This window comes from Pediococcus sp. AC40 (assembly GCF_030252485.1).
GTDB classification, from domain to species: Bacteria; Bacillota; Bacilli; order Lactobacillales; family Lactobacillaceae; genus Pediococcus; species Pediococcus acidilactici.
The window spans coordinates 1,359,282-1,376,076 of the sequence record NZ_CP127012.1; the positions used below are offsets into that span (position 1 = coordinate 1,359,282).

18 protein-coding genes are annotated in these 16,795 nt (G+C 42.8%); 5 read left to right on the forward strand and 13 right to left on the reverse strand.

The genetic code is table 11. The features are described 5' to 3' along the window. Window positions 1-135: 135 nt before the first annotated feature. From rbsK to purB, 7 genes are all read right to left on the reverse strand, one after another. A complete protein-coding gene (gene rbsK / locus NL111_RS06710) occupies window positions 136-1,047 on the reverse strand; it encodes a ribokinase (protein ID WP_285110072.1) in 912 nt (303 codons plus the stop codon). A gap of 143 nt (window positions 1,048-1,190) precedes the next feature. Next, window positions 1,191-1,928: a YebC/PmpR family DNA-binding transcriptional regulator gene (locus NL111_RS06715; RefSeq protein ID WP_002832031.1), complete on the reverse strand. Its 738-nt coding sequence runs from the start codon at window positions 1,926-1,928 to the stop codon at window positions 1,191-1,193. 216 nt (window positions 1,929-2,144) lie between these two features. Further along, window positions 2,145-3,578, reverse strand: a complete 1,434-nt coding sequence (locus tag NL111_RS06720) for a multicopper oxidase family protein (protein WP_058121504.1) — start codon at window positions 3,576-3,578, stop codon at window positions 2,145-2,147. Continuing rightward, a complete protein-coding gene (locus NL111_RS06725; protein ID WP_002832035.1) occupies window positions 3,575-3,748 on the reverse strand; it encodes a hypothetical protein in 174 nt (57 codons plus the stop codon). The genes NL111_RS06720 and NL111_RS06725 overlap by 4 nt, the downstream gene beginning before the upstream one ends. 242 nt (window positions 3,749-3,990) lie before the next feature. Beyond that, a complete protein-coding gene (efp, locus tag NL111_RS06730) occupies window positions 3,991-4,548 on the reverse strand; it encodes an elongation factor P (protein ID WP_002832037.1) in 558 nt (185 codons plus the stop codon). Window positions 4,549-4,835: 287 nt separating this feature from the next. Beyond that, window positions 4,836-5,390 (reverse strand): cysteine hydrolase family protein, encoded by a 555-nt coding sequence (locus tag NL111_RS06735; RefSeq protein WP_002832038.1) that lies wholly within the window; start codon window positions 5,388-5,390, stop codon window positions 4,836-4,838. 32 nt (window positions 5,391-5,422) lie between these two features. After that, window positions 5,423-6,724: an adenylosuccinate lyase gene (gene purB / locus NL111_RS06740; protein ID WP_002832039.1), complete on the reverse strand. Its 1,302-nt coding sequence runs from the start codon at window positions 6,722-6,724 to the stop codon at window positions 5,423-5,425. A 182-nt stretch (window positions 6,725-6,906) separates the two neighbouring features. Here purB and NL111_RS06745 point away from each other — a divergent pair, with 182 nt between their 5' ends. Further along, window positions 6,907-8,199 carry an adenylosuccinate synthase gene (locus NL111_RS06745; RefSeq protein WP_159208529.1) on the forward strand — a complete coding sequence of 431 codons (1,293 nt, stop codon included), beginning with the start codon at window positions 6,907-6,909 and terminating at the stop codon, window positions 8,197-8,199. An 88-nt stretch (window positions 8,200-8,287) separates the two neighbouring features. Here the strand turns inward: NL111_RS06745 and NL111_RS06750 are convergent, their stop codons facing one another. Both NL111_RS06750 and NL111_RS06755 read right to left on the reverse strand, forming a co-directional pair. Beyond that, a complete protein-coding gene (locus NL111_RS06750) occupies window positions 8,288-9,082 on the reverse strand; it encodes an SDR family NAD(P)-dependent oxidoreductase (RefSeq protein ID WP_285110075.1) in 795 nt (264 codons plus the stop codon). 22 nt (window positions 9,083-9,104) lie between these two features. After that, complete coding sequence (locus NL111_RS06755) at window positions 9,105-9,944, reverse strand: aldo/keto reductase (protein ID WP_159208528.1); 840 nt, start codon at window positions 9,942-9,944, stop codon at window positions 9,105-9,107. Between the two features lie 127 nt (window positions 9,945-10,071). On the opposite strand from NL111_RS06755, the gene NL111_RS06760 reads away from it, so the two are divergent. Beyond that, window positions 10,072-10,440, forward strand: a complete 369-nt coding sequence (locus NL111_RS06760) for a winged helix-turn-helix transcriptional regulator (RefSeq protein WP_002832043.1) — start codon at window positions 10,072-10,074, stop codon at window positions 10,438-10,440. A 108-nt stretch (window positions 10,441-10,548) separates the two neighbouring features. Here the strand turns inward: NL111_RS06760 and NL111_RS06765 are convergent, their stop codons facing one another. Further along, window positions 10,549-11,379, reverse strand: a complete 831-nt coding sequence (locus NL111_RS06765; RefSeq protein ID WP_226888032.1) for a hypothetical protein — start codon at window positions 11,377-11,379, stop codon at window positions 10,549-10,551. Between the two features lie 264 nt (window positions 11,380-11,643). Here NL111_RS06765 and NL111_RS06770 point away from each other — a divergent pair, with 264 nt between their 5' ends. Further along, window positions 11,644-12,375: an MIP/aquaporin family protein gene (locus NL111_RS06770; RefSeq protein WP_002832045.1), complete on the forward strand. Its 732-nt coding sequence runs from the start codon at window positions 11,644-11,646 to the stop codon at window positions 12,373-12,375. A gap of 258 nt (window positions 12,376-12,633) precedes the next feature. Here the strand turns inward: NL111_RS06770 and ccpA are convergent, their stop codons facing one another. Beyond that, entirely contained in the window at window positions 12,634-13,635 is a 1,002-nt protein-coding gene (gene ccpA / locus NL111_RS06775) for a catabolite control protein A (RefSeq protein ID WP_285110077.1), read from the reverse strand. A gap of 163 nt (window positions 13,636-13,798) precedes the next feature. On the opposite strand from ccpA, the gene NL111_RS06780 reads away from it, so the two are divergent. Further along, window positions 13,799-14,893, forward strand: coding sequence for a M24 family metallopeptidase (locus NL111_RS06780; RefSeq protein ID WP_004165407.1), 1,095 nt, complete (start codon window positions 13,799-13,801; stop codon window positions 14,891-14,893). Between the two features lie 98 nt (window positions 14,894-14,991). On the opposite strand, the gene NL111_RS06785 is transcribed toward NL111_RS06780, so the two are convergent. Together NL111_RS06785 and NL111_RS06790 are read right to left on the reverse strand one after the other, a co-directional pair. Next, the gene (locus tag NL111_RS06785; protein WP_002832050.1) at window positions 14,992-15,342 is read right to left on the reverse strand and encodes a hypothetical protein; all 351 of its coding nucleotides are present in this window, start codon (window positions 15,340-15,342) and stop codon (window positions 14,992-14,994) included. Next, window positions 15,343-15,765, reverse strand: coding sequence for a DUF948 domain-containing protein (locus tag NL111_RS06790; RefSeq protein ID WP_159208527.1), 423 nt, complete (start codon window positions 15,763-15,765; stop codon window positions 15,343-15,345). Window positions 15,766-15,888: 123 nt separating this feature from the next. Between NL111_RS06790 and NL111_RS06795 the strand changes: the two genes are divergently transcribed. Continuing rightward, entirely contained in the window at window positions 15,889-16,734 is an 846-nt protein-coding gene (locus NL111_RS06795; protein ID WP_004165409.1) for a mechanosensitive ion channel family protein, read from the forward strand. Window positions 16,735-16,795: the final 61 nt, after the last annotated feature.

A 16,795-nucleotide genomic window follows, 5' to 3' on the forward strand; every position in this document is an offset into this window, starting at 1 on the left:
TCTTAAGAGGTTCCTTTAATTTGGTCGCCATTTCTGGTAATAAATCGTATTTGCAAGCTTAATTGGCTTTACTTAACGGACAACCCACTTTGACTTTCTTACAACTAAATGTTTTTTACCTACCGAAATAGAAATTTATTTCAGAATATCTTTCCGAGTCGGAATTGAAGGTTGCGCCCCCATCTTTTGGACTGCTAACGAAGAGGCCTTGTTACCATACTCAATGGCGGTTTTTAAATTACTTAAATCAGGATTTAATTCCGAGCTTAAAGCACCTAAGAAAGTATCTCCCGCTGCAGTTGTATCCACCGCCCGGACTTTAAATGCCGGAACGATTCCGTGTTGCACACCATCGTCGTAGAACACACCCTTACTTCCTAGGGTGATAATTACGGTCGCCACGCCTAGGTCGTGTAAGCGTTGGGCTGCTTTTAACATTGCCGCTTCGTCAGTCACGGCAATTCCAGTTAAAATTTCGACTTCCGTTTCGTTCGGGGTGATCACATCCGTATTTTTTAGTAGCTCTGCTGGTAACTTAGCCACCGCTGGTGCGGGATTCAAAATGGTTTTAACTCCCAACTCTTTAGCCATTTGGAAAGCAAATTGCGTCGTTTCTACAGGAGTTTCTAGTTGGGCAACCATTAAATCTGCTGTAGCAATTTGTGTTTGGGCCTTCTTCACGTCTGTGGCGGATAATTGCGCATTGGCACCGCCATAAATTAAAATTCGGTTTTCGCCACTCTTTTCTACCATCACAAATGCTTGTCCAGTACCTGCATCCTCGTCTACCGCTACCAAGTCGGTAGTAACTCCGCTATTAACCAACTGTTGCAGCATGAACTTACCGTTTTCGTCTGCGCCAACCCGGCCAATAAAACTCGTTTGCGCACCAGAGCGAGCAGCAGCAATTGCCTGGTTAGCTCCTTTACCGCCACCGGCCATGTCTTGATTATTTAATGCTAATGTTTCGCCAGGTTCGGGGACTCGATCCATCTGTAAAATCCGATCCACGTTTAAACTACCTAGCACAACTACTTTATTAGTCATTTTGCCACCTCAATTATCATTACGTATGCAATGATTTTACCATACCGGTTTTATGCCCGCCTACCACCATTGAAACTTTCTTTTACTAAAACGGCACAAAAAAACCAACCCGCATAAAATGGGGTTGGTTCTGAAATTCATTATTATTCAGCGTCATCTGGTAAAACAGCAGCTTCGTATACTTCTGAAACGTCGTCGTTGTTTTCCAATTCGTCGATTAATCCCGTGTATTGCTTTACTTTATCAGCAGGAACTTGAGTTTCCGTTTCCGGAATCATAGTTAATTCAGCATTTGCCAAATCATAGCCCTTAGCTTCAAGTGCATCACGAACGGCAGCAAATTCTTTAGGATCCGTGTAGATTTCGAATACTTCATCAGAAGTTTGTACGTCATCCGCACCTGCTTCGATAGCATCTTCCATCATTTGGTCTTCGTCTTTATCCAAACCTTCGCGTTTAATAACGATGTAGCCCTTCCGGTCGAACATGTACGAAACTGAACCAGTAGCTCCTAGTGAACCACCATGATGAGTGAATGCAGAACGAACAGCTGCAGCCGTCCGGTTCTTATTATCAGTCAAAGCAGAAACGATAATTGCGGTTCCTGCTGGTCCATAACCTTCGTAAGTAATTTCTTCGTAGTTAGCTCCACCAGTACCGCTACCCTTGTCAATAGCACGTTTAATGTTATCTTTTGGCATGTTAGCTGCACGAGCTTTATCCATCATTAAGCGAAGTTGAGGGTTGGCAGAAGGGTCCGGACCCCCAGCTTTAACTGCCACGTAGATCTCCCGGGAGATCCGTTGGAAAATTTTACCACGTTTTGCGTCTTGGGCGTTTTTACGGCCTTGAATATTATGCCACTTTGAATGTCCTGACATTTCCGAACTCCTTCTTTCATATTATATTTATCGTATTCATAGACGCTTAATATAATACGCTTCCGAAATATGCTTGTCAACGGAAGTTCGTGCTCATCCAAGATCGCTTCCGCATCCGTAATCCGCCAAGTTTCTAACTGGAAGTCACTCCGATTGATTGCCGACCGCTAATGCACGTTAGCTCGTTGACCTTAACCGTAAAACACTCCCTAATTCCTACATTTTATGGTTCATTGGCATTAGATGATATTCAATTGGGTGATCTGGATCAAAAATTTCAATTTGGGCCATCATTCCGGTATCTTCGTGTTCCAAAATGTGGCAGTGGTACATAAAGATTCCTAATTTGGTAAATTTAACCTTAATCCGAACCGTTTCGTTAGGGTTAACTCCAATGGTATCTTTCCAACCGTGCTCGTTGGGATTAACCGCGTGCCCGTTGCGATCAATCAATTGGAATTGGCAGCCATGGATGTGGAACGGGTGAATCATCCCACCTTCCATGTCGTTAGTGTTGGAAACTTCCCAAATTTGGGTTTGATCAACTTGCTGGCGGGTGTCAATTCGTTGCATATCAAACAACTTGCCATCCAACCGCACTTGATCATCCATCCCGGACATCACCGTTTTGAAGACCGGAGTATTTTCGTCAACGGACAATGCTGGGATTTCTGCCAATGGTGATGGTAGCAGCATATTTTCCTTCTTAATGTCGCCAATTTTGAACTTAATTAAGTTAAAATCGTCGGTTTGCAAAATTACCTCTTGACCCGGTTGGTAATCGGAGAAGTTAACCAATACGTCGGCCCGTTCCGCACAGGTCAGCATAATGCGATCCATTTCAACGGCTTCCGGCAACAGTCCCCCGTCGCTACCAATCTGGGTGAAGGGATGATAATCCGCAAAGTGAAGCCGCCATTCCCGCCGGTTAGAACCATTCAAGAAACGTAACCGGACAATTGGCTTAGTAACGTTAACCACCGGATTGACCGTGCCGTTAACCAACGCGTAATCGCCCAAGGTCCCGTCCACATCGTAGTCGGCTTTGTAATCTAGTTGATTATCGTGATAGCTACGATCCTGCAATACCACTGGAAAATCATTAACTCCCCAGCGCCGCGGAAGCTTAAGGCTTTGTTCGTGTCCATCGGTAATAATTACCGGTGCTGCCAGCCCATTCCAAACTTGGCGCGCCGTTTCTGGACATGGATGCGGATGCAACCAAATGTTAGCCGCCGGTTGGTCGACCGTAAACGTAATTTTGCGTTCCCCGTGCGGATAGACTGGCGCATGAGGTCCCCCGTCTTCGTAGGGCCCCACAATATTCAATCCATGCCAATGGAAAGTAGTAACTTCGTCTAATTCATTTTTTAAAGTGACGTGGTAGGTCTTACCAGTTTCAAACTGAATTGCCGGACCTAAAATACTACCGTTGTACCCCCAAGTGTGCGTTGGCTTGCCAGGCAAAATCTTCGTTTCTCCAGCTTGTGCAGTTACCGTATAATAAATTTCATTTCCTTCTATTCGATCAGGTTTCAAAAAATCCGGAACGTTCAATGGGTGTTCTTCTCCGGGCGCCTTTTTTAACGGGCGGTACCCACCGTCATGGTAATCATAGGCGTTTTCATCATATAGATACTTTGTAATCATTTTGATTTCCCTCCCATTTTAAAGTTATGTATTAAGCATATTACTGACTCCAACAGCATTCCGCCCGCCATTACGTACATTGCAGGCATCATTTGGTTAGTAGCCACCAAGTAAAACAAATACACGTAGAGCAATACAAAAAATACCGACCCAATTTTAGACTTAATCATCAGCTAACCCCCATTTCTACTTTAGAACAATTAAAAAGTACACCCAATTGCCAAAAATGTAAAGGTTTCCCTAAAAGTCTAAAATAGTACTCAACTTTATCGCGGTTAACTTTCCTACTACGTTAACCGCTTCCATCCACGGAAACAAAAAAACTGGGAAAAATTCCCAGCTTCAAGCATTTCCTCGCAACGTCGTCTAACTGCGAAAAGTAGATTAATTATTCTATTCTAAGACTGCGCAATTACGCCCGTTTTGTGTAAGTACCCTTTTCGGTATTAATAATTAACGTTTCGCCCTCTTGGACAAAATCCGGAACGTTAACTACCAAACCGGTTTCCATAGTGGCTGGTTTACCAGAACCAGTTACCGTTGCCCCCTTAATGGAAGGTGAAGTTTCCACAACCTTGAGTTCTACCGTAGTTGGAAGAGTAATCCCAATCACTTCGTCACCATAGAAGTTGATTTTCACTTCCGTATTTTCTAGTAAGTATTTCATTTCTTGTTCAATACTTGAAATTGGCAGTTCGTATTGTTCGTAAGTCTCCGTGTCCATGAAAATCGCCGTATCGTCTTGCCGATATAGGTATTGGGCTTCCTTAGTATCCACAATTGCTTGCTCAACTTTTTCGGTTGGCCGCATCGTAGTTTGCACGGTAGCTCCCGAACGTACATCGTAAAGCTTCATTTGCATTACCGTGTTTCCCTTACCAGGCTTATGGTGGTTCGTTTCAAGAACTTTAATCAACTTACCATCCTTAATAAACGTCATTCCTGCTTTTAAATTAATTGCTTCAACCATTTAATCAATCTCCTTTAAGTTATTTACAATAAATATGGAATCCTCCCTAAAAACTTAGTTAGGAGGGATTGAAAAAATGCTTCGCATGATTTTTAGAGTAAAGCTCATCTGCGCCCTCCGCGATTTATTGTTTATCTCCATTCTAGCATAAAAAAGCGCTTAAATGGACGGCTTCTCTAGCGGGGCTAAAAAGCATTTAGCTATAAAAAAAGTGCAACGCCCACTTATCCACTAAGCTAGCACTACACTTCTTAATTTATTAGATACTCAATTTTATTTTAAATCAGCTATTCAATCGTCGCCCCTAACGCATTTTTAAAATGGGACAACGCCCATTCTTGACCGTGTTCGGTGAACGTTGCGACCGTCGTTGGGTCAATAATTAACTGGTAACCCAGGTCATAGGCATCAACTGCCGTATGCAAGACGCAAATATCCGTACAAACCCCTGCTAATCGCAAAGTATCTACGTGACGTTCACGTAAACGAATGTCTAAATCTGTGCCCGCAAAGGAACTATAACGAGTTTTAGCAAACTGCCGGACCCGCGGATTATCCTGATTCAATTCGTACCAGTCCTTTAATTGGCCGTACAATTCCCGTCCCCAGGATCCTTCTAAATTATGCGCATCAAATAATTTGGTTTCGGGATGGTAGGGATCCTTTTCAACATGTAGATCCGTTGGTAGCATTACCCAACCACCTTCGCGAAGTTCCCGATTAGCGGCTTTAATCAAGGCTGGTTCAATTGCTTGGCCCACCTTGCCAGTCGTTAACGCTCCGTTCGTAGCAACAAAATCATTTGTATAATCAATAATCAGTAAAGCTTCGTTTGCACCCATTTTAATTCCTCGCTTCCTGGTTTCGCACCTGCTTATTCTACGTTAATTCCACAACGTTGGTAAATCGCGTCAACGTTCTTCAAGTGGTAGCGATAGTTAAAAATTGATTTAACTTCTTCATCACTTAACGTCGTCTTTATTTTACTATCTTTAAGCAGTAAGTCCATAAAATGCTGCCCAGTATTCCAAACTTCCATGGCAATTGGTTGAACAGTGTCGTAAGCTTCTTCCCGAGTCCAACCTTTATCGATGAGCTTCAACATGACTTGTTGTGAGAAAATCAACCCGTGGGTCATTTCCAAATCCTTTTTAATTTCGTCTTCGTTAATGACCAGGTTATTTAAAATTCGGTTCATCCGGTTTAATACATAGTCCACCAAGGAAGTCGCGTCCGGTAAAATTACCCGTTCTGCCGAAGAATGCGAAATATCACGTTCGTGCCACAAATTCATGTTTTCAAAGGCCGTAACCATTTCGCCACGCACCACCCGACTTAAACCAGAAACATTTTCTGAGCCGATCGGATTACGTTTATGAGGCATTGCGGAAGAACCCTTTTGACCCTTGGCAAAGCCTTCCCGCATTTCGTTAACTTCGGTACGTTGTAAATGCCGAATTTCAGTTGCCATTTCTTCAATTTGGGAAGCAATCAATGCTAGCACGCTTAAGTATTCGGCGTGTAAATCCCGTGGCAAAATCTGGGTGGAAATTTCTTGGTGCCGGATTCCCAACATTTCGCAAACCCACTCTTCAATTTGAGGAGTGATATTAGCAAACGTTCCTACCGCACCGCTGATTTTACCCACTTCAATGTGTTGGCGAGCCTGCTTGAAGCGTTCAATATTGCGGTTGATTTCGGAATACCAGCGTAGGAATTTCAAACCGATCGTAGTTGGTTCCGCGTGAATCCCGTGGGTCCGCCCTACCGTAATCAGGTCTTTATACTTGGTTGCCATTTCCTTCAAAGTTGCTTGGAGCTTTTCTAAATCAGCTGCGATGATTTTGTTAGCTGCTTTAATCCGCAACGACTGTGCAGTGTCAACCACGTCGGTACTGGTCAAACCGTAATGGATCCATTTCCGTTCTTCACCTAAAGATTCGGAAACCGCCCTTGTAAAAGCAATCACGTCATGGTGAGTCTGACTTTCAATTTCATCAATTCGGTCAATATCAAAGCGCGCATTCTTCTCAATTAGCGCTAGGTCTTCATCCGGAACTTTTCCGACCTTATTCCAAGCTTTGACTACCGCAATTTCAACTTCTAGCCAGCTGTCAAACTGCGCTTGCCGGTTCCATATTTTTTGCATTTCAGGTCGCGTATAACGATCAATCATTTAGATTACCCCTCGTCCTAAAAAAATTATTTACTAACCTATTTTATCAAACTCTCCCTAATTAATAAACGCGAACTATCAAATGCTTAACCCTTCCAATAATTCGGGTCGACTCATTTAAATTTACCCTATTTTATGTTATTATCAGGAAGTTGTGTATTGATAAAAATGGAGGAATGAAGATGACAGCTACAGTAGTAATCGGCAGCCAGTGGGGCGACGAAGGAAAGGGTAAGATCATTGATTTTTTGGGACAAAACGCTGATGTTACCGTTCGTTACTCTGGTGGAGATAACGCAGGTCATTCCTTGGTCGTTAACGATCAAAAGCTTGCCTTGCGACTAATCCCATCCGGAATTTTGGCACCTAATTCAATTTGCATTATTGGCAACGGAACCGTGGTTAACCCACACACCCTATTAGACGAAATTAAAGAATTAAATCAAGCCGGCGTAAACACCGACCACTTAAGAATTTCTGACCGGGCACACATCATTTTCCCTTACCACATCTTGCAAGATCAACAACAAGAACGTGATCGCTCTAAAAACGGCGAAAAAATTGGTACTACCAATAAGGGCATTGGTCCGGCATACATGGATAAGATGCAACGGATCGGGATCCGGGCCGTCGACTTGCTTGACGCTGAAGGATTAAAAGAAAAGATTGCCTTCAACCTAGCTCAAAAGCAACGGGTTTTGGATGACGATCTTTGGGAACAATTACCAAGCGTGGATGAACTTACAAAGCAATACGCTGAATACGGACAAATCCTAAAAGATTACATCACCGATACCAGTTACTTAATCAACACTAAATTGCACGAACAAAAACGGGTTCTTTTTGAAGGCGCCCAAGGAACCATGCTTGATATTGACCATGGTACCTACCCATTCGTTACCTCCTCAAATCCGACGGCTGGTGGTGCTGCTACCGGCTCTGGAATTGGGGTAACTAAAATCAAGCACGTCATTGGCGTATGTAAGGCATACGTTTCTCGAGTTGGTGAAGGTCCTTTCCCAACCGAACAAATTAACGAAATTGGTGATCGCATTCGCGAAGTTGCTCACGAATACGGTACCGTTACCCACCGTCCGCGGCGGATTGGTTGGTTTGACGGAGTTTTGATGAAGTACGTTGCCGACGTCAACGGTTTGACTGACTTAGTCGTCAACTGTCTCGATGTCTTGTCCGGCTTCGACGAAGTGAAAATTTGTACCGGTTACCAAACCGATCACGGAATAATTAATTATTACCCAGCTTCTGAAAAGGAACTCGAAAACTTAACCCCAATTTACGAAACTTTGCCAGGTTGGCAAGAAGATTTAACCCAAATGCAGTCTTACGATGAATTACCTGCCAACGCGAAAAACTACCTTAAGAAGATCGAAGAAATTACTGGCGTACAAGTTAGTGCCTTTTCAATCGGTCCTGACCGTGAACAAACCGTGGTAGTAAATGATATGTGGGATTAAGCTTTATTAACCACCATAAATAGTAAAAATAAACTATGTAAAAAGGCCCTGTAACACCCGACTAGGATGTTGCAAGGCCATTTTTAATTTAAAAAATAGTCGGTACTAGTCCGCCGTCAATTCTCAAAGCTTCTCCAGAAAATGATGACGAATCCGGACTTGCCACAAAGGTTACGAACCGTCCAATTTCTGCAGGACGAATAAGACGCTGAATTTGTGATCTAGAGCGGTGGTTCTTCATGAAGTCTGCTTCCCATTGTTCTTCAGGAATTCCGCTACCCTGATACATTTCGGTAAGCATCTTTTGAACACCTTCCGTAAGGGTTGAACCTGGCATCACCGTATTTACCGTTACGTGAGTACCCACGGTCAGGTTCGATAGGCTCTTTGCCAAAGATAAGTTCATGGTCTTCGTCATGCTATACTGGGGCATTTCTCCCGAAGGCATAACGGCTTCTTCGCTAGCAATAAAAATTACCCGACCAAAGTCTTGTTTTAGCATGTGGGGCATGTAAAATTTAGCTAGTGCATTGCCAGCCAAAACGTTGGTCCGGAAATAACGTTCCCAGGTCTCATCATCAATATCCCAATACTTCATGGTGCCAAAAATCCCCATGTTATTCACTAAAATATCGACTTCGGGAAATTTTTCAAACAACACTTGCCGAATTTTATCATCAGTAATATCGAAAGGCGCTCCCTGCGGATGAGTTTTAGGAAACTGTGTTTTAATTTCATCGACTACCTTCTGTACGTCAGCAGCTCGACGACCATTAATAATTACGTTAGTCCCCTCCCGGGCCATTTCCATCGCAATTGCTTTTCCAATTCCCTTAGTTGAATCAGTTATTAACGCTAATTTACCATCTAAATGTAGTTCCATTTAATTATCCTCGCTTTCCAAATTAAAAATTAAACGTGTCCGGGTCGGGACCAACCCGTAAATTTTCATTTAGCTCATTAATTTTAGCCATCTCGGCGGCGGTTAGTTCAAAGTCAAAGACTTCCGCGTTACTCTTAATACGGGCGGGCTTGACCGATTTAACTACCAACAAAACGTCCCGTTGGATGTCCCAACGTAAAATAATTTGAGCAACGCTCTTTTGGTGGTTTTGCGCAATTTCGGTCAAAACAGGATTATCCAAAATTTTTCCCTGCATTAACGGCGACCAAGCTTGAATTTTCAAGTTGTGGGTGGTCGCAAATTCGATCAACTCCGTTTGGCTTAGCTTAGGGTGGGTCTCCACTTGGTTAACCACCGGCATGACTTCCGCAAATTCAGCCAGCTCTTTTAAATGGCTGATTTGGAAATTACTTACCCCAATCGCCTTGATTTTACCGTCGTGATAAAGTTTTTCTAACGCCTTCCAAGAATCCCGGAAAGCGTCTTGACCCGGCCAGTGAATTAAATACAAATCAAGATAATCCAAGTCCAATTTAGCCAAGCTATCTTGAAAAGCCCGGAGCGTTTCATCATAAGAAAGGTGGTCATTCCACACCTTAGAAGTGATGAATAAGTCTTCTCGCTTTAGCCCGGTTGCCGCCAAACCGGCTTTAATCCCGGCTCCGGTCCCCGCTTCATTGCCGTATACTTGGGCGGTGTCAATCAAACGGTACCCCGCTTTGATTCCTTCGGCAACAACTTGCGCAGTTTGCTCATTAGGAATCTGAAACACTCCCATCCCCAAACCTGGCATGGTCGTGCCGTTGTTTAAAGTTACGCGATCGTCTAAAGATTTAATCATATTAACAATGCTCCTTAATTAAATTAGTAAAGCAATTATAGAAACAAAGTTTCATTTAATCTAGTACCGACTTTATTGTGCTATACTTACCTAAAAGTTACTTTTAATAACTACAGGGGTGCAACTAATGGAGAAAAAAATATACAATATCGGGGTTGAAGCAACGATGGACGTGATTGGCGGAAAATGGAAGCCAATTATCCTGTGCAACCTCCGCCACGGGAAACAACGCCCAAGCGAATTGCGTCGGCAAATTTCTGGCATCAGCCAAAAAATGCTCACTCAAGAATTACGCGAACTAGAACGTGACCACATCGTCAACCGGAAAACTTACAACGTAATTCCTCCCAAGGTAGAGTATTCCCTTAGCGACTATGGACAGACTTTGTCCACTCTGTTAGACCAGTTATGTTCGTGGGGGGAAATGCACGTGCAGACTTTACAGAAAAATGGCGTTGCCGTTGAGTTAAATTGTGCCGACACGCTCGCCGAATAGCAATAAATCCGACTAAACAAAAATCGACTATTATGCCCACTTCAGGCATAATAGTCGATTTTTAATTAATGCTCGCAAGCTTGCCAACTCTGGCCTCGTTTTTCTCTCCTACCGTCGCTTCAACCCTTTGCGAATCGTAGTAAATCCCTTACCAAATACTGCTAAAACCACTCCTACCAAGAATAGCCCTAGCGCGATCGTAAATTCTCGTACCAATAAATCTTGTCCAGCAGTCTGCACGATTTGCTTAACCACTGGGTACTGAATCGGTAAATTACTCAATACGTTGCTTACGTATCCAATTCCGCAAATGATGGCTACAAATCCGCCGACTACTAGCAAGGTAGAACTAATGGTACTGAGCAGTCGTTTACGTAGCAACGCATATGCCAATGTCAAAACTAGCCCCACGCCACTAACCCAAATTACGGTTTGGTCAATCCGCGATAATTTTTGCACCTGGCCGGCGTATCGAGAAAGTTTCTGTGTATCTAGCTGACTATTAAAAACAGCCACTACTTTGCTAACTACCATTGCGTTAACCGTTTGTTGGAAATCCCCCGTAGCTTGGGTGCTTTGGTTGATTGCGTTAGTAATGATATTTTCATCAATGTGCACTTGCTGCCCATCGTAAAATTGCTGAACCATCGTTTTTAACTCATCGTTAACTAGATCATCTGGAATTAGGTTGCTTTGGTTAATCCCCGCTTGCTGTAACTGGGTATCCAACTGTTGATTAATTACTTCGGCAGCACTAGACTTTTCAATTTGCTGCTGGACGTAATTTGCATTAAACACGGTCTGTTTAGCCGAAACTGCGCCAAAGAAGAATAACCCAAATAAAATCATTAACACCCTTGCTACCACAAGGCGTGGCGGTCGAACGGGCACCTCCGTTTGATCAACTTTCTTTTCTGCTAAATGACTTTGCCTGCTCATCCTGGTTTCTTGAATTTTAACCACTTCCCCTTCTCAATCGTAATTAAACGTGCGTTTTCAACGCTTTGCATTGGTTAACAGCTTCATCCACTTCTTAGTTTATCATTTCGCCTGTTTTTTCTTCAATGAAAGCAGATGTAATTTATTTTTATTTTTGAAAACTCTCCCGAAAGCTTGCAAAATTGGTATTGCATATCCCCTTTTAGATAAGATATACTTTTAAACAGTGTGTCTCATTAAAATACTTTTTAAGGGAGTTAGATGATGGAATATAGTTTTTTTGCTAAATTAGCTGCTGAATTCTTGGGTACAGCTATTTTAGTCATTTTAGGAAATGGTTCGGTTGCCAACGTGGAACTTAAAGGAACTAAGGGAAACGGTAGTGACTGGCTTGTAATCGCCGTTGGTTACGGTTGTGGAGTCATGGTTCCGGCATTAATGTTTGGAACCGTGTCAGGAGCCCAAATCAACCCCGCCTTTACAATTGGGTTAGCCGTCTCCGGAATGTTTAGCTGGTCACAAGTTATCCCATTTATAATTGCTCAAATGCTGGGTGCGATTATTGGTCAACTAGTTGTTTACTGGGCTTACTTACCACATTACGATCAAACCACTGACCCAGAATCAATTTTAGGAACTTTTGGTACCATTGACGCAAGTGATAGCTTATGGAACGGCTTTGTTAACGAGTTTGTTGGTTCGTTCATCCTCTTCTTCGGTGCAACTGCCTTTACGCATGCCCCATATTTCAAGGAAAACATGAGCTCGGTATTTATCGCCCTCGGTTTCCTTGTAGGAACTTTGGTTGCTTCACTTGGTGGTGCAACTGGTCCAGCGTTAAACCCTGCACGGGATTTAGGTCCACGGTTAGTCCACGCTATTTTACCAATTAAACATAAGGGTTCTTCTCAATGGAACTACGCACCAATTCCAGTAATTGCCCCTATTTTAGCGGGAATCTGTGCCGTAGCGTTGTACAAAGGGATTTTCTTATAAAAGACTTATACATAAATAGTCCGTATAATATTAAAAAGGTGAAGATTGTTATTTTCGTAATGAAAAACAATCTTCACCTTTTTTGGTTTAATTAAAATAAAAAATGCTTTTCAAGGATTAAATATTCTTGAAAAGCATTTTGATTTGCTTTATTAGGGGTAAAAGCTGGTTTATTCTGCTAACCCGAACCTAGCGTAACGCTAAATTTCCGTTAACTTTCCCAAACTCCCCGACTTTCTGTACCCGCTCGTTTTTAGCTTATTTAGTTGATTGTCTGAACACCATGTCAAATGGCAAAGTAATGTTCCGTTCTTCAACTTCTTCTTTGTTCATTAACTTAGTCAATAGCCGCATTGCTACCGCCCCAGTGTCGTACATTGGGTGGCCAATTGAACTAATTTGCGGGCGCACCATCTTAGTTAAGTTAGTATTGTTGCTGGTCATGATTTCAAACTCTTCAGGTACTTTTACGTTAAGGTCTTGTAACCCATTTAAAAGTCCCACTGCTAAACGGTCGTTAGCAACGAAAGCAGCCGTGATATCGCTTGAAGCAATTTGCGAAGCTAACTTAATTCCGTCTTCGTAAGCGTTAGTAGTTTCAAATACGAGGCTTTCATCAAAATCAATGTTTGATTCAGCTAAAGCACGCTTGTATCCTTCGATCCGGAACTTTCCGTTTACCGGTTGTGAAAGTGGGCCAGAAACAAAAGCAACCTTCTTGTTTTTATTTTCAATTAGTTTTCGAACTGATTCGTAAACGGCCGCTTCGTTGTCGATGCTAACGGACGGTAACGCATGCTTGTCATCAACGGAACCCGCAAAAACCACGGGAGTCCGTGCTGACTTCAACGCTTCCCGTAACCGATCGTCGATTGCGTTCCCCATGTAAATAACACCGTCAACTTGCTTTGCAAGCAAGTTTTCAAGTACTTCCACCTTTTTATCGACATCTTCATCAGAATTTTCCAAAATGATATTGTACTTGTACATTGAAGCAATATCGTCAATCCCCCGTGCTAATGCAGCAAAGAACATTTCGGTGATGTCAGGTAAGATAACCCCGATAGTGGTTGATTTCTTACTTGCTAATCCGCGCGCAACCGCATTAGGATGGTAATCTAAGCGTTCGATTACTTCGTTAACCTTCTTACGGGTGTCGGGCTTAACGTTAGGGTTTCCGTTAACTACCCGAGAAACGGTTGCCATGGAAACGCCGGCTTCACGAGCAACGTCGTAAATTGTAATAGTTTGTTTTGACATGATAATTTCCTCTCCATATTGATTTGATTTGTTTTCATACTGTTTTCAACGCCATGAATACGTTATCAAATTTTGTACCTTCTTGCAAGCTTTTTTTCGTCTGTAGCCCAATTTTTTTGTGTGATATAATCGAAGTACCTTAAGTAAAGAAAGAAGCGATCAAATGTCACAACTAGAAAAAGTCCAAAAGTGGGTTGCTGATCACCGATTGGACGTTGCTTACATCAGTAATTTTGAAAGTATCAAGTATTTGACAGGTTTTGGGAGTGATCCGATTGAACGGGTTCTCGCGTTATTTGTTTTCCCTGACCAAGATCCATTCTTATTTGCTCCCGCTTTGGAAGTTGAAGCAATTAAAGACACCGGCTGGAAGTTCCCCGTTTATGGCTACCTCGACCATGAACAACCCTTCCATTTAATTGCAAACTACATCCGTGAACGTAACGCCAACCCGGTCCACTGGGGCATTGAAGAAGACAATCTCACCGTAGATCGGTACGAAGTTTTACGTTCTGAGTTTCCAAATGCTAAATTTGAAGCAAATCTCACCCCCGTTTTTGAAAAATTACGAATGGTGAAAACTGCGGATGAAATTGAAAAGCTAAAGGCTGCCGGTGCTGAAGCTGACTTTGCTTTCCAAGTTGGTTTTGATGCCGTTGCTGCGGGTAAAACTGAAGCTGAAGTGGCTGCTGAACTAGAATACGCCCTTAAAAAACGCGGCGTAATGGAAATGAGTTTCGACACCCTTATCCAGGCGGGTGCCCACGCTGCCGAACCTCATGGAGCAACTGCCATGAACAAGATTGAAAATAACGAATTAATTCTTTTCGACCTTGGAACCGTACATGATGGTTACATCAGTGACGCTTCACGGACGGTTGCCTTAGGACAACTAAGCGATAAACAGGCTGACATTTACAAGGTATGTCTTGAAGCGCAATTAACGGCGCAAGACTACGCTAAGCCAGGAATTACAGCTGCTAGTTTGGATAAAGTAGCTCGTGACATTATTGATAAAGCTGGCTACGGCGAATACTTTATTCACCGTTTAGGCCATGGAATGGGCATGGGCGAGCATGAATTTCCTTCAATCATGGAAGGAAATGATTTAGTCCTTGAAGAAGGCATGTGCTTCTCCATCGAACCTGGAATTTACATCCCCGGATTTGCCGGAGTTCGAATTGAAGACTGTGTTCACATTACCAAGGATGGCTGTGAACCATTTACCCATACTTCTAAAGAACTAAAATACCTATAAAATTTGAATATTTACCCAGCTTAGACTAAAAGTGGGAACTAGAAATCTGTTTCATAATTTCTAGTTCCCACTTTTTTACTACTATGTTACGTAAACAATTAATCTTCTAGTTTATGGGGCATGAAAACCTCAGTTGGCTTTTCATAAGGTGCCGTTGCCATTTTGTCGAGGATTACGTCCTCTTCTTCAGCAATTTCATCATCACCATTGAACTTTTCGTTAGCACGGTTAGCTAAGTCCATTCCCCGTTGCTTAAGTTCGTCTACCGAAGCTGCTGCCTGTTCTTTTAGGCTCGCCATATCAAAGTCGTTAGCTTCCATAAAGCCGTCAACTTTTTTCATAGCGGCTTCCTTTAATTCTGTCGGAGTCGTGTCCGTTAATTTAATTGCTGCTGCCGTAGCCGCTGCTCCACCTACGATTACACCTAATAAGAAACTACTTTTTGACATTTATTTAACCTCCTGCTTGTTTTTTTGCCGATTTTTGTATAAATTAACCGCGCCTTTGCCAACGTTCATAGCTGTGGCAACCTTTCCTGTTTTTTTAGTTTTTGCGGTACGGTTGACTTTACCAGCAAGTCGCCGGGTAGCTTGGTTTAAGTCCGAGGTACTCTCGCTCAAATCCGCAACCGCTTGGAAAAGTGGGTCAATCGTTGCGACCTTACCGTTAACGTCTTCCAGCAACTCGTTTGCATTAGCCATAATGCCTTCTGCTTCATGTGAAATCAAATCCACATCTCTAGTAATGATTGCTAAACTACGATTTATTTCTGCCAAGGTCTTTGAAGCATTCACCAGCACTAAGCCGATAAACAATACCAAAATCAACAACGCGATCGCCGCGATGATGGCTGCAATTCCGCCTCCTGTCATGCAATATCCCCTCCCGTTAGTTTATGTCTCCAGAATAGCATTGTGGCCCATGATGTGCAATGAAAACACCCTTAATCTCTGGTAAAATAAACTTACTTAACCGAACCAGAAAGGATTTTTAACATGCCCCAAACCTTACTTATCGGCGCTGCTTTTCAGCCGCTCCAAAGAGAATTATCGCGGATTGATTGGAGTCAAATTGGCGCTAATTTTCTTAAACATTTTTTACAAATAATTCTCATCAGTATTATTTTTTGGGTGATTAACCGGATTGGTAAACACTTAATTAACAAAAGTTTCGGTCCCTATCAAGCCCCTGAAAAGCAATCTGCTCGTTCTCAGACCATTTTCGTAGTAGTAAGAAACATTTTCAAATATTCCGTAATGTTTTTCTACGTTTACACGATTCTTTCCAACCTGGGGGTCCCCGTTGGTACACTGGTTGCTGGAGCTGGAATTCTTAGTGTGGCAATTGGTTTAGGAACTCAAGGGCTGGTTTCTGACGTAATTAACGGCTTGACCATCTTGATTGAGGGCCAATTACGGGTAGGCGACAGCGTAACCATCCAAAGCATTGATGGAACGGTGGTCTCCATCGGGTTACGGACCATTGAACTGCGAGCCTTAGACGGCACTTTGCATTATTTGCCGAACCGGAGCATTACAACCATTTCTAACCATTCGCAAGAAAACCAGAATATTACCATTTTCTTGCGGATCAAAGATCCGTTTAGGATTGATGAAGCCAAGGACTTGCTACAAGATCAACTACCCAAAGCTAAACACCACACCACCAAACTGAAGGCGGGAATCGTTATCCAAGCTCCGGTTGCCGAAAAAAGCCATGGTTACCTCGGAGTCCAAATCTCCACGAAGGTGGCACCCGGCTATCAAGCAGCGATGCAAACGATGATTCTTGACCGGACCTTGAAAATTCTACGGGAAGCTCAAATTGAAGTGGAAAACTAACGCTACTTTTTCATTGATTATGTGAACGGAAATTTCCCTTCAGAAAACTAAGTACTTCTTC